Here is a 12,680-nt window from a genome sequence, read left to right as displayed (position 1 = left end):
GTGATACTCGGTCAGTTTCACCGAAGTGGCAACGAGAAGCGGCAAACCAGGCAAATCTTTCCAGGCGGCCGAGTTTAGAATTTCCCGAATGAAACCTGTCGGGAGGCCCATGCCATGGCCGATATCGCGTCGACCAGCCCGCTTGCCGACTATGCGCTGAATGACCGCTACACCCGGACCTCCGGGCGCGTGTTCCTGACCGGCACTCAGGCGCTGGTCAGAATCGCGCTCGACCAGGCCCGGCGCGACAGGGCTGCAGGCCTCGGCACCGCCGGCTTTATCTCCGGCTACCGCGGCTCGCCGCTCGGCGGCGTCGACCTCGAACTCTGGCGCGCCAAGGAACTGGTAGGGCAGCACGGGATCGAGTTCCTGCCGGCCGTCAACGAGGACCTCGCCGCGACCGCCGTGCTCGGCTCGCAGCAGGTCGAGGCCAATCCGGACAGGACGGTGCAGGGCGTCTTCGGCCTCTGGTACGGCAAGGGCCCCGGCGTCGACCGGGCCGGGGACGCGCTGAAGCACGGCAACGCCTATGGCTCGTCGCCGCATGGCGGGGTGCTGGTGGTCGCCGGAGACGACCATGGCTGCGTCTCGTCATCGATGCCGCATCAGTCCGACGTCGCCTTCATGGCCTGGTTCATGCCGACGCTGAACCCGGCCTCAGTCGGCGAGTATCTCGCCTTCGGCGAGTATGGCTACGCGCTGTCGCGCTATTCCGGCATGTGGGTTGGTTTCAAGGCGATCTCGGAAACGGTGGAGAGTGGCCAATCGGTCGAATTGCGGGAGCCGCGCCTGTTCGAGGAGTCGGACTACACGCCGCCCGCGACCGGGCTGCACTATCGCTGGCCCGACCTACCGGGCCCCCAGATCGAGGAGCGCATGGAGGCCAAGAAGATGGCCGTCTTCGCCTTCGCCGAGGCGAACCCGATCGACCGGCGCATCTACGACATTCCCGATGCCTCCTTCGGCATCGTCACCACCGGCAAGGCACATCTCGACCTGATGGAAGCGCTGCGCCTGCTCGGCCTCGACGAAGCGGCCTGCCGCAGCCACGGCATCGACATCTACAAGGTCGGCATGGTCTGGCCGTTGGCCCGCCGCTCCGCGCTCGAGTTCGTGCGCGGCAAGACGGAGATTCTCGTCGTCGAGGAAAAGCGCGGCATCATCGAGAGCCAGCTCAAAGAATATTTCTACGACTATCCCGGCCATAAGCCGCATTCCATGGTCGGCAAACGCGACGAGGACGGCAATCGCCTGATCTCATGGATCGGCGAATTGTCGCCGCGCCTGCTGGCGCCGATCGTCGCGAAGCGGCTGGACGCGCTGTTCCCGGATCTGCGCCTCTCCGAGCGCGCAGCGGCTCTCGCACCCGAGACCGGACGCATCATCCAGGTGCCGGGCGCAACCCGCACGCCCTATTTCTGCTCGGGCTGCCCGCACAACAGCTCGACCAAGGTGCCCGAAGGCTCGAAGGCGCTGGCCGGCATCGGCTGCCATTTCATGGCGAGCTGGATGGATCGCGAGACCACCTCGCTGATCCAGATGGGTGGCGAGGGCGTGAATTGGGCGGCGTCCTCCCTGTTCACCGGCAGGGGCCACATTTTCCAGAACCTCGGCGAAGGCACCTATTACCATTCAGGCTCGATGGCGATCCGCCAGGCGATCGCGGCCAAGGCAAACATCACTTACAAGATCCTGTACAACGATGCTGTCGCCATGACCGGCGGGCAGCCCGTCGACGGTCCGATCAGCGTCCATGCCATCGCGCAGGAGGTCCGCGCCGAGGGCGTCGAACGCATCGCACTGGTCTCGGACCAGCCGGAAAAGTTCGCGCCCGCCAGCCTGCCTGATGGCGTGACCATCCACCACCGCCGTGAGCTGGACGCGGTCCAGCGCGAACTGCGCGAGATCAAGGGCGTCTCGGTGCTGATCTACGAGCAGGCCTGCGCCACCGAGAAGCGCCGCCGGCGCAAGCGCGGCACGATGGTCGATCCGCAGCGCTTCGCCTACATCAACGATCTGGTCTGCGAGGGCTGCGGCGACTGTTCTGTGGCCTCGAACTGCCTGAGCGTCGAGCCGAAGGAGACGCCGTTCGGCCGCAAGCGGCAGATCAACCTCTCCAACTGCAACAAGGACTTTTCCTGTCTCGACGGCTTCTGCCCGAGCTTCGTGACGGTGGAAGGCGCCACCCGCCGCAAGCGGCAGGCGAGTGCTGACAATTTCGTCGGGCGGTCGGCGGCGCTGCCGAGGCCGGCGTTGCCAACGCTCGACAAGCCCTATGATCTGCTCGTCACCGGGGTCGGCGGCGCCGGCGTCGTGACCATCGGAGCGCTGATCGCCATGGCCGCCCATCTCGAAGGCAAAGGCAGCTCGGTGCTCGATTTCACCGGCTTCGCCCAGAAATTCGGGCCGGTGCTGTCCTTCCTGCGGATCGCCGGAACACCCGACGAGGTCAATCAGGTTCGGATCGACAATGGCTCGACCGATGCGCTGATCGGCTGCGACATCGTCGTGTCGTCCTCGCCCAAGGCCTCAGCCACCTACCGGTCCGGCATGCGGGCGGTCGTCAACATGGCCGAGATGCCGACGGGCGACATCGTTCGCCTGCGCGATGCCGACCTTGCGACGCGACGCCGGCTGAAGGAAATCGAACGCGTGGCCGGTGCCGAGAATGTCCGTGCCATCGACGCCAATGCGCTGGCCGAGAGCCTGTTCGGCGACGCCGTCTTCGCCAACATCGTCATGCTTGGCCATGCCTGGCAGCAGGGGCTGGTTCCCGTCGGGCTGGAGGCCCTGCACCGCGCCGTCAAACTCAACGGCGTCGCGATCGAGCGCAACCGGCAGGCTTTTGCTGCCGGGCGGCTTGCGGCTGCCGATCCCGCAGCCTTCGCGCCGGCCCCTGCGTCCTTCGATGCGGAAAGCCTCGACGAGGTGATCGCCCGCCGCGAGCGCTTCCTGGTGGATTATCAGGATGCGGCGTGGGCGCGGCGCTACCGCGCTGGTGTCGACAAGGTCCGGGCGGCGGAAAAACCGTTCAACTCTGAGGCGCTCACCGACGCGGTCGCCCGCTCGCTGTTCAAGCTGATGTCCTACAAGGACGAGTACGAGGTGGCGCGGCTGCATATGCAGACCGGCTTCCTCGACGAGCTGAAGCGCGTCTTCGATGGCGACTTCAAGGTCAACTACCACTTTGCACCGCCCTTCCTCGGAGGCGACAAGGATGCGCGCGGGCGGCCGCTGAAGCGACAATTCGGGCAGTGGATCCAGGCGCCGCTGCGGCTGATGGCCAGGCTCAAGGGCCTGCGCGGCACGGCCTTCGACATCTTCGGCTACACGGCGGAGCGGACAATGGAGCGTGCGCTGATCGGCTGGTACGAAGGGCTGATCGACGAGATCGTGGCGCGGCTGCCCGCGCAGGCTCCGGATGCGCTGCTGGCGCTGGCCAAGGCGCCGATGGATATCCGCGGCTATGGCCCGGTGAAGGAGGCGGCAGTCACGGAAGTCAAGGCGACGGTGATCAGGTTGCTGAGCGAAGCGTCGGAGCCGGCTGCAAAGCAGGCCGCGTGATCGGCACTCTTGCGATCGGCACTGCCGCTATTTCATCGCCCCCGCGCCGTCGAGGAACAGCGACGTGACCATGTCGGCATAGCCCTCGCGGCTCAGCGCACCGCTCGGCCGGAACCAAGTGTAGACCCAGTTCAGAATGCCGAAGAGCGACATGGTGACGGGCGTCACGCCAGCGCGGTTCTCCGCCAGCGCGGGGTTGATGTCGACCAGCACGTCAGAGAACGCCTTGATGATGCGGCGCTCCATCAGGCGGAGTTCGGATCTCTGGGCGTCGGTGAGCGAGCCTGTGCCATTGAGCAGAACCTGGTGGAAGTTCGAGGCGGTGCGGTAGTTCTCGAGCACGCCGCCGATCAGGTGGCGCAACCGCGCCCGCGGCTCGAGGTCGGGCCGGTCGGCTGCGATGATCGCCTCTTCCAGCTCGACGAGATGGGTGCGGCCGATATCGAAGATCAGCAGGTCCTTGCTCGGGTAATAATGGTAGAGCAACGCCTTGGAGACGTTGTTCTCCTGGGCGATCTGCGCCATCGAGGCGCGCTCCATGCCGAGCGTGGCGAAGACGGCCGCGGCGCTGTCGAGGATGCCGCGGCGCTTCTCGTCGAAATCCGCAGCCCTGGTACGGGCCATCGCCTGCTATCCTTTTGGCCGGTTGTCGACGACGCGTCTGGCTTTGCCGGCCGAACGCTCGACCGAATCGGGGCCGCCAACCCTCACTTTCGTGCTCACTCCCACCACGCTTTTGATGTGGTGCGCAAGCTCCTTGGCCGAGGCAGCGCGGGCAGTATCGTCGGCAGCGTGCGGCATGGCTTCGACATGCACGATCATGTCGTCCATGCGGCCGGCACGCACGAGCTCGATCTGGAAATGCGGGGCCAGCCCAGCGCATTTCAGCAGCTGCTCCTCGATCTGCGTCGGGAAGATGTTGACGCCGCGCAGGATCATCATGTCGTCGCAGCGGCCGGTGATCTTCTCGATCCGGCGCATCGCCCGCGCCGTGCCGGGCAAAAGCCGCGTCAGATCGCGGGTGCGATAGCGGATGATCGGGAGCGCTTCCTTGGTCAGCGAGGTGAAGACCAGTTCGCCGAGCTCGCCGTCGGGGAGGACGTCGCCGGTCTCCGGGTCGATGATCTCCGGATAGAAATGGTCTTCCCAGACGTGCAGCCCGTCCTTGGTCTCGACACATTCGCTGGCGACGCCCGGGCCGATCACCTCGGACAGGCCGTAGATGTCTACCGCGTGCATGTCGAAATCCTGCTGAATCTCCTCGCGCATCGCGTTGGTCCAGGGTTCGGCGCCGAAAATGCCGACGGCGAGTGAGGAGTTGCGCGGATCGAGGCCCTGGCGGCGGAACTCGTCCAGGATCGACAGCATGTAGGACGGCGTCACCATGATGATGCGCGGCTTGAAGTCCTGGATCAGCGTCACCTGGCGCTCGGTCATGCCGCCGGAGATCGGGATGACCGTGCAGCCGAGCTTCTCGGCGCCGTAATGCGCTCCTAACCCACCGGTGAACAGGCCGTAGCCATAGGCGACGTGGCAGATGTCGCCGGCCCGCCCACCCGCCGCCCGGATCGAGCGGGCGACGCAGGTTGCCCACATCTCGATGTCGTTCTGGGTATAGCCGACGACCGTCGGCTTGCCGGTCGTGCCGGAGGAGGCGTGGATGCGGGCGATCCTTTCGCGCGGCACCGCGAACATGCCGAACGGATAGGTGTCGCGCAGGTCCTGCTTCACCGTGAACGGGAATTTGGACAGGTCCGACAGCGTCTTCAGGTCATCCGGATGGACGCCGGCCTTGTCGAACTGCGCCTGGTAATGCGGCGAATTACGATAAGCATGGTCGAGCGTCGTCTTCAGCCGCTTGAGCTGGAGCGCCGAGATCTCGTCGCGGGAGGCCGTTTCGATGGGATCGAGATCGCCCGGACGGGGCGAAAGGTCTTCCATAGGTTTCCTCCGCTTTGTCTTTTGTTCGGCTGGGGCGTTCAGCCCGGCACGGGTATCGGCATGCCCTTGATGGTGCGGGAGTGGCCGCGGAACTCCGCGACATGCTCGCCGTTCTGGTTCGTCACCGTGATGTCGTAGATGCCCCCGCGCCCGATCCGCGAGACCTCGCGGGCGCTGGCAGTCAGCCGGTCGCCCTCGAAGGCGGGACGCAGGAACGTCACCGAACAGTGCTGCGCCACGGTGTTCTGGTTGTAGCTGTTGCAGGCGAAGGCGAAGGCAGAGTCCGCCAATGTGAAGATATAGCCGCCATGGCAGGTCTTGTGGCCGTTGGTCATGACCGCCGTGATGGTCAGGGACAGCGTCGCGGCGCCCGGGCCGGCCGCATCGAGGCTCATGCCGAGGCTGCGGGAGGCCAGATCCTTGTCCCACATCGCCTGGGCGACGGCGCGGGCGAGCGCATCCGGGTCGGAAACGTCGAAGCTCATCGTCCGGTGAACTCGGGCTGGCGCTTGTCGAGAAAGGCCAGGACGCCTTCGGCATAGTCGGCGCTGCGCCCGGCCTGCCGCTGCAGGTCGCGCTCGAGGTCGAGCTGCTGGTCGAGCGTGTTGCCGGCCGAGGCCTGGATCGCCTGCTTGATCAGGCCGAGCCCGAAGGTCGGGCCGGCTGCCAGCTTCTTGCCGAGTGCCTCGGCCTCGGCCATCAGCTCGGTGTCGTCGACGACACGCCAGATCAGGCCCCAGGAAGCGGCGGTCTCGGCTGTCAGCGGTTCTGCCGTCAGGGCGAGCGCTTTGGCGCGCGCCTCGCCGAGCAACTGCGCGAGGCTCCATGTGCCGCCCGAATCGGGAACCAGCCCGATCTTGGAGAAGGCCTGGATGAACTTCGCGGAGCGGGCAGCCAGAACGATATCGCAGGCGATCGCGATATTGGCGCCGGCACCGGCGGCGACGCCATTGACCGCGCAGACGATCGGCTTGTTGAGGCTGCGGATCAGCCGGATGAGCGGGTTGTAGAAGGTCTCGATCGTGCGGCCGAGGTCCGGCGCGGTTTCCTTGCGCGGGTCGCGGTCGCCGAGGTCCTGGCCGGCGCAGAAGCCGCGACCGGCGCCGGTCAGCAGCACTGCGCGGATCTCGCTCTCGTCATGGGCGCGCTGCATCGCGGCGCGCAGCGCCAAATGCATCTCCTCGTTGAAGGAATTCAGCTTGTCCGGGCGATTGAGCGTCAGCCGCAGCAGGCCGTCGGCGAGCGCCACCTTGACCGTATCGGACATGCGCTTCCTCCCATGCAGTTGCGGCCTTGGGCCATCGCTTCAAAAAATCCCTTGCATAGTCCGAACGGTCGGTCAATTATTAATCCAACGAAGGCGCGAATTGGTCTCAGGTGAAGGTTGCGAACCTGATCCCGAGGTCAACCACGCGCCATGCGGGGAACGACGACGATCGCGCTCTGAGTGTTCAGCCGCGCGGCGACGAACTGCACAAAAATACGTGGCACTCGGAGGAAACAATGAAGCTCAACGTTTTCGGCAGCGCGCTCGCGCTGGCGCTCGGCCTGGCGAGCCCGGCCTTCGCCGAGATCAAGATCGGCGCCTCGGTTTCAGAGACCGGGCCGGCTTCGTCGCTCGGCGACCCCGAGGCCAAGACCCTCAAAATGCTGGTCGACGAGATCAACGCCGGCGGCGGCGTGCTCGGCCAGAAGCTCAAGCTCTTCCTCTATGACGATGGCGGCGATCCGAACAAGGCGCGTACCTTCGCCACCCGCCTGGTCGAGGATGACGGGGTCGTCGCCATCGTTGGCGGCTCGACCACCGGCACCACCATGTCGATCATCTCGGTCGTCGAGAATGCGAGGATCCCGTTCATCTCGCTGGCTGGCGCGGTCGAGATCGTCGACCCGGTCAAGCCCTTCGTCTTCAAGACGCCGCACACTGACCGGATGGCCTGCCGCAAGGTCTTCGAGGACATGAAGGCGAAGGGCTTTAGCAAAATCGCGCTAATCTCCGGCTCGGATGGCTTCGGTGCCTCGATGCGCAAGCAATGCCTGCAGGTCATCGGCGAGTTCGGCATCACGGTGCTCGCCGAAGAGACCTACGGCCCGAACGACGCCGACATGACGCCGCAGCTCACCAATATCCGTTCCAAGGCGGATGTGCAGGCGATCCTCAACCCGGGCTTTGGCCAGGGGCCGGCGATCGTCACACGCAATTACGGCCAGCTCGGCATTAAGACGCCGCTCTATCAGTCGCATGGCGTCGCCTCGAAGAGCTTCATCGACCTCGCCGGCCCGGCCTCGGAGGGCGTGCGCCTGCCCGGCACCGCCGTCCTTGTCGCCAATCTCTTGCCGGCGAACGACCCGCAGAAGGCGGTCGTCGCCGCCTACACGAGCGCCTATCAGGCGAAGTTCAATCTGCCGGCCTCCACTTTCGGCGGCTATGCGCATGACGGCCTGCGGCTGCTGGTCGATGCGATCAAGCGCGCCGGCAAGGCCGATCCGAAGGCGATCCGCGATGCGATCGAGGGCACCAAGGGCTTCGTCGGCGTGACCGGCACCTTCAACATGGCCGCAACCGACCATCTCGGCCTCGATCTCTCCGCCTTCCGCATGCTCGAGATCAAGGGCGGCAACTGGGCGCTGGCGCAGTAAATCGGCACGCGACCCGAGGCCATTGAGCGCAGCCCTTTCCGTCATGGTCGGGCTTGTCCCGACCATCCACGTCTTCGCTTCGCTAGCCGAAGGCGGTGTTCAAGACGTGGGTGCTCGCCACAGGGGCGAGCATGACGAACTGGACTGGCCTTCAGCATCTAAGTGAGCCACGGGGAGCAGAAAGTGGCGGAACTTCTCCAGTACCTGTTGTCGGGCGTAACGGTCGGCGCGGTCTATGCGCTCGTCGCGCTCGGCTTCACCCTGATCTACAACGCCTCCGACGTGGTGAACTTCGCCCAGGGTGAGTTCGTCATGCTGGGCGGCATGATCAGCTTCTTCGCCTGGCAGGCCGGTATTCCGCTGCCGCTTGCGGCGATCCTGGCCATCATCGCCACTGCGGCGGTCGGTGTGCTCCTCAACAAGCTGGCGATCGAGCCGGCTCGGGGCGCGCCCGTCGCCAGCCTGATCATCATCACGATCGGCGCCTCGATTTTCCTGCGCGGCGGCGCCCAGCTCGTCTTCGACAAGCAGCTCCACCGCTTTCCGAGTTTTTCCGGCGACGACCCGATCCGGATCCTCGGCGCGACGATCCTGCCGCAGAGCCTCTGGGTCATCGCCGGCGCGGTCGCGATCTTCTTGTCCCTGTGGCTGTTCTTCGCCCATACGCTGACCGGCAAGGCCGTGCTCGCCACCGCCAACAATCGCATCGCCGCGAGCCTGGTCGGCATCAACCCGAACCATATGATGACGCTGAGCTTTGCGGTCTCGGCTGCCATCGGTGCGCTGGCCGGCGTGCTCGTCACGCCGATCACCCTGACGAGCTATGATCTCGGCGTGGCGATCGCACTGAAGGGCTTCGCCGCGGCCATGCTCGGCGGCATGGGCATCCCGGCCGGTGCGCTGGCCGGCGGCCTGCTGCTCGGGCTGATCGAGGCGTTCACGGCCGGCTATGTCAGCTCCGTCTACAAGGACGCCGTCGCCTTCGTGGTCATCCTCGCGGTCCTGTTCGCCATGCCGCAAGGCCTGTTCGGCCGCAAGGCGATGGACCGGGTCTGACATGCGCCTGTCTCGCAAGCATCTGACCCTGATCGTGCTGGCGCTGCTGATCGCGCTGGCGCCGACGCTCTTCCCGTCCAATTTCTATTATCGCATCGGCGCGCTGATCTTCGTCAACGGGCTCGCGGTCACCGGCCTCGTCGTGCTGATCGGCTTTGCCGGCCAGATCAGCCTTGGCCATGCCGGCTTCGCTGGGATCGGCGCCTATGCCTGCGCGCTGGCCCCCGGCTATCTCGGCCTGCATCCAGGCCTCGCCATGCTGCTCGGCGCCGTGCTTTCAGGCGGCATCGCCTGGCTGATCGGCCGCCCCATCCTGCGGCTCAAGGGCTATTACCTCGCCGTCGCCACCCTCGGCTTCGGCATCCTCGTCTCGATGGTGCTCGCCAACGAGGCGAAGATCACCGGCGGGCCGGACGGGCGCGAGGTCGCCGAGCTCGGCCTGCGCAGCGCGCTGACCACGATCGGCATCGGCCTCAGCAATGCGCAGTTCTGGTATGCCGCGACCGGCCTCGCCATGCTGCTCGGCGCCTGGGTCGCGCTCAACCTCCAGGACAGCCCGACCGGCCGGGCCTTGCGTGCCCTGCACGATTCCGAGGTCGCAGCTCTTACGGTCGGCGTCGACGTCGCCAGGCTGAAGCTCTCGGCCTTCGTGATCTCGGCCGTCTACGCCTCGCTCTCGGGCTCGCTGCTGGCGCTGATGAACCGCTTCATCACGCCTGATGTTGCCGGCTTCCTGCACTCGGTCGAGCTGGTGACGATGACCGTGTTCGGCGGCGTCGGCTCTGTGCCGGGCGCGATCCTCGGCGCGGCGACGCTGACGCTGCTGCCGCAGGCGCTCACCGTGCTGCAGCAATACGAGAACCTCATCCTCGGCCTGATCATGATGCTGGTGATGATCTTTATGCGCGACGGGCTCCTGCCCTCGCTCATGCGCCGCTTGAAGGGGAGGGGCTGATGACGCTCCTTTCGGTCGAGGGCCTCGGCATCGATTTCGGCGGCCTTCGTGCCGTCAACGATGTCGGCTTTGCGGTCGCGCCGGGCGAGATCGTCTCGGTGATCGGCCCCAACGGCGCCGGCAAGACCACGCTGTTCAACATGATCTCCGGCGTCTACCTGCCGGCGCGCGGCAAGATCACGCTGGATGGCCGGGACGTGACGGGGATGGCGCCGAACCGGCTGGCCGAGCGCGGCCTGTCGCGCACCTTCCAGAACCTGCAGATCTTCCAGCGCATGAGCGTGCTGGAGAACGCTATGACGGGCTGCCATCTGAAGGAGCGCGGCGCGATCCTCAGCGACCTTCTCTGCCTGCCTTCCTCACGCCGTCGCAGTGCTGTGACGAAGGCGCGCGCGAGCGAGTTGCTGGAGCGCGTCGGCCTGGCGCGCGCGGCCGAGCACGAAGCCTCCTCGCTTTCCTACGGCGCCCTCAAGCGCCTCGAGATTGCCCGCGCGCTGGCGCTCGAGCCGCGGATCCTGCTGCTCGATGAGCCCGCCGCAGGCTGCAACGCGGTCGAGACCGAAGAGATCGACCACCTCATCGCCGAGGTCGCCAAGTCCGGCGTCGCCGTCCTGCTCGTCGAGCACGACATGAAGCTGGTGATGCGCATTTCCAACCACATCGTCGTTCTCGACCGCGGCGAGAAGATCGCCGAGGGCTCGCCAGCGAAGGTGTCGCGCGATCCAAGGGTGATCGAGGCCTATCTCGGCACGCACGCCACGGAGACCGGCCATGCTCTCGGTTGAAGGGCTACGCTCGCGCTATGGCCGCATCGAGGTCCTGCACGGCGTTGACCTCGAGGTTGGCTCGGGCGAGATCGTCACGGTCGTCGGCGCCAACGGTGCCGGTAAGACGACGCTTTTGCGCTGCATTTCTGGCGTGCAGCCGGCGAGCGGCGGCGTGATCGTCTTCCGGGGCGAGGCGCTGAAGGCTATTCCGGCCCATCGCCGAGTGGGCCTGGGCCTGTCGCAATCGCCGGAGGGCCGGCTGATCTTCACCAACCTGACTGTCGAGGAGAATCTGCGGCTCGGCGCCTATCTCTTCGCCGACGAGCGCGTCGAGCGCGACATGGCCGACGCCTTCGCCATGTTCCCGATCCTGAGGGAGAAGCGCAACCTGCCGGCCGGGGGGCTCTCCGGCGGCCAGCAGCAGATGCTGGCGATCGGCCGCGCCCTGATGGCACGGCCCGCCTGCCTCTTGCTCGACGAGCCGAGCATGGGACTGGCGCCGATCCTCGTGGCGCAGATCCTCGACGTCGTGAAGACCCTGAAATCGCTCGGCGTCACCGTCCTCTTGGTCGAGCAAAACGCCTATGCCGCCCTGCAGATCGCCGATCGCGGCTATGTCATGGAAACCGGGCGCATCGTCTTCAGCGGTGCCGCGGATGAGCTGATCGCCGATCCGCGTATCCGCGCAGCCTATCTGGGAATCTGAGTTGTCGTTCGTCACGATCGACAACGCTCTGTTGCGGGCGTTGGCCTTATCACGCTCTGAAGGCTATGTGATCCGATGCGCGTGGATGTGCTCGGACTTCAGGCCTTCGTCAGCATCGCTGAGCGCGGCAGCTTCCGCGCTGCCGCTTCGCATCTCAACCTGTCGCAGACGGCGCTCAGCCACCGCATCCGCAAGCTGGAGGAATCGCTCGGAACGCCGCTGTTCCTGCGGACCACGCGCCAGGTCTCGCTGACCGCCGCCGGCACGACGTTGCTGCCGCGGGCGCGGCGCATCTTCGAAGATCTCGGCTTCGCCATCAACGAAGTCCGCGTCGATCTGCGCGAGGGCGACGAGCAGGTCTCGCTCGGCTGCCTGCCGACGGTGGCGGCGCATTGCATGCCGGCGGTGATCGCCGCTTTCGCCGTGCGCCATCCCGGCGTCGGCGTCAGGATCCACGATAACTCGGCTTCCGAGATCGCCGACAAGGTCCAGTCCGGCGAGGCGGAGTTCGGTGTCACCATCGTCGCCGCCAATCGCTGGGACCTCGAGCTGAAGCCGGTCGTCAAGGAGCCCTTTGTGCTGGTCAGCCATCGCTCGATGCCGCTGGCGCAGGCGAGCTCGCTGACCTGGGCGCAATTGCAGGACGAGCCGCTGGTGCGCATCAGCGCCGAGACCGGCAACCGCATCCTGATCGACGATGCGCTCGGCGCAAGGCGCGAGAGCCTGACCTGGCGCTACGAGGTCCAGCGCGTCGTCACCGCGGTCAGCCTGGTGCGCTCGCGCATCGGCTATGCTGTCGTGCCGCAGCTTTCGCTCGACGTTGTCGATGCCGGCGAGCTGGTAGCGGTGCCGCTGCGCTCGCCGGCGGTGACCCGCACACTAGGCATCATTACGCGCAAATCGGTGCCACTGCGCCCGGTGACGCGGGATCTGATCGCGCTATTGAGCCAGGCGCTGAAGCGCAGCGTCGTGCCGCGGCGAGATGAAGAAAAGTAATCAATCGCTGCATTCTTATCATTTGATGGCAGAATGGCTTTGGCCGAACCTCGCG

At 66.1% G+C, this 12,680-nt stretch carries 11 protein-coding genes; 7 read left to right on the top strand and 4 right to left on the bottom strand.

Translation table 11 applies throughout. The features are described 5' to 3' along the window. Positions 1-114: 114 nt before the first annotated feature. Positions 115-3,564 carry an indolepyruvate ferredoxin oxidoreductase family protein gene (locus B6S44_RS09760; RefSeq protein WP_129156715.1) on the top strand — a complete coding sequence of 1,150 codons (3,450 nt, stop codon included), beginning with the start codon at positions 115-117 and terminating at the stop codon, positions 3,562-3,564. Positions 3,565-3,591: 27 nt separating this feature from the next. Here the strand turns inward: B6S44_RS09760 and B6S44_RS09755 are convergent, their stop codons facing one another. From B6S44_RS09755 to paaG, 4 genes are read right to left on the bottom strand one after another with little or no spacing between them, the layout of a single operon-like run. Then, positions 3,592-4,188 carry a TetR/AcrR family transcriptional regulator gene (locus B6S44_RS09755; protein WP_129156714.1) on the bottom strand — a complete coding sequence of 199 codons (597 nt, stop codon included), beginning with the start codon at positions 4,186-4,188 and terminating at the stop codon, positions 3,592-3,594. Positions 4,189-4,194: 6 nt separating this feature from the next. Then, on the bottom strand, positions 4,195-5,505 hold the full coding sequence (paaK, locus tag B6S44_RS09750; RefSeq protein WP_129156713.1) for a phenylacetate--CoA ligase PaaK: 1,311 nt from the start codon (positions 5,503-5,505) through the stop codon (positions 4,195-4,197). A gap of 38 nt (positions 5,506-5,543) precedes the next feature. Then, entirely contained in the window at positions 5,544-5,990 is a 447-nt protein-coding gene (gene paaI, locus B6S44_RS09745; RefSeq protein ID WP_129156712.1) for a hydroxyphenylacetyl-CoA thioesterase PaaI, read from the bottom strand. Next, positions 5,987-6,772, bottom strand: coding sequence for a 2-(1,2-epoxy-1,2-dihydrophenyl)acetyl-CoA isomerase PaaG (gene paaG, locus B6S44_RS09740; RefSeq protein ID WP_129156711.1), 786 nt, complete (start codon positions 6,770-6,772; stop codon positions 5,987-5,989). Before paaG ends, paaI begins: the two co-directional genes overlap by 4 nt. Positions 6,773-7,008: 236 nt before the next feature. Here paaG and B6S44_RS09735 point away from each other — a divergent pair, with 236 nt between their 5' ends. From B6S44_RS09735 to B6S44_RS09710, 6 genes are all read left to right on the top strand, one after another. After that, positions 7,009-8,145: an ABC transporter substrate-binding protein gene (locus B6S44_RS09735; protein WP_129156710.1), complete on the top strand. Its 1,137-nt coding sequence runs from the start codon at positions 7,009-7,011 to the stop codon at positions 8,143-8,145. 183 nt (positions 8,146-8,328) lie between these two features. Next, a complete protein-coding gene (locus B6S44_RS09730; RefSeq protein ID WP_129156709.1) occupies positions 8,329-9,201 on the top strand; it encodes a branched-chain amino acid ABC transporter permease in 873 nt (290 codons plus the stop codon). A 1-nt stretch (position 9,202) separates the two neighbouring features. Next, positions 9,203-10,156 (top strand): branched-chain amino acid ABC transporter permease, encoded by a 954-nt coding sequence (locus B6S44_RS09725; protein ID WP_129156708.1) that lies wholly within the window; start codon positions 9,203-9,205, stop codon positions 10,154-10,156. After that, complete coding sequence (locus tag B6S44_RS09720) at positions 10,156-10,941, top strand: ABC transporter ATP-binding protein (RefSeq protein WP_129156707.1); 786 nt, start codon at positions 10,156-10,158, stop codon at positions 10,939-10,941. The genes B6S44_RS09725 and B6S44_RS09720 overlap by 1 nt, the downstream gene beginning before the upstream one ends. Then, positions 10,928-11,629 (top strand): ABC transporter ATP-binding protein, encoded by a 702-nt coding sequence (locus B6S44_RS09715; protein WP_129156706.1) that lies wholly within the window; start codon positions 10,928-10,930, stop codon positions 11,627-11,629. Before B6S44_RS09720 ends, B6S44_RS09715 begins: the two co-directional genes overlap by 14 nt. Before the next feature lie 75 nt (positions 11,630-11,704). Further along, a complete protein-coding gene (locus B6S44_RS09710) occupies positions 11,705-12,625 on the top strand; it encodes a LysR family transcriptional regulator (RefSeq protein WP_129156705.1) in 921 nt (306 codons plus the stop codon). Positions 12,626-12,680 lie beyond the last annotated feature (55 nt).

The sequence above is a fragment of the Allobosea sp. Tri-44 genome, from assembly GCF_004123845.1.
GTDB lineage: Bacteria > Pseudomonadota > Alphaproteobacteria > Rhizobiales > Beijerinckiaceae > Allobosea.
This window is presented reverse-complemented; position numbering and strand designations above follow the sequence as displayed.

Coding starts and splice junctions, on each gene's coding strand:
- B6S44_RS09760 (WP_129156715.1), top strand. CDS start 115: ATGGCCGATATCGCGTCGACCAGCCCGCTTGCCGACTATGCGCTGAAT.
- B6S44_RS09755 (WP_129156714.1), bottom strand. CDS start 4,188: ATGGCCCGTACCAGGGCTGCGGATTTCGACGAGAAGCGCCGCGGCATC.
- paaK (WP_129156713.1), bottom strand. CDS start 5,505: ATGGAAGACCTTTCGCCCCGTCCGGGCGATCTCGATCCCATCGAAACG.
- paaI (WP_129156712.1), bottom strand. CDS start 5,990: ATGAGCTTCGACGTTTCCGACCCGGATGCGCTCGCCCGCGCCGTCGCC.
- paaG (WP_129156711.1), bottom strand. CDS start 6,772: ATGTCCGATACGGTCAAGGTGGCGCTCGCCGACGGCCTGCTGCGGCTG.
- B6S44_RS09735 (WP_129156710.1), top strand. CDS start 7,009: ATGAAGCTCAACGTTTTCGGCAGCGCGCTCGCGCTGGCGCTCGGCCTG.
- B6S44_RS09725 (WP_129156708.1), top strand. CDS start 9,203: ATGCGCCTGTCTCGCAAGCATCTGACCCTGATCGTGCTGGCGCTGCTG.
- B6S44_RS09720 (WP_129156707.1), top strand. CDS start 10,156: ATGACGCTCCTTTCGGTCGAGGGCCTCGGCATCGATTTCGGCGGCCTT.
- B6S44_RS09715 (WP_129156706.1), top strand. CDS start 10,928: ATGCTCTCGGTTGAAGGGCTACGCTCGCGCTATGGCCGCATCGAGGTC.
- B6S44_RS09710 (WP_129156705.1), top strand. CDS start 11,705: ATGCGCGTGGATGTGCTCGGACTTCAGGCCTTCGTCAGCATCGCTGAG.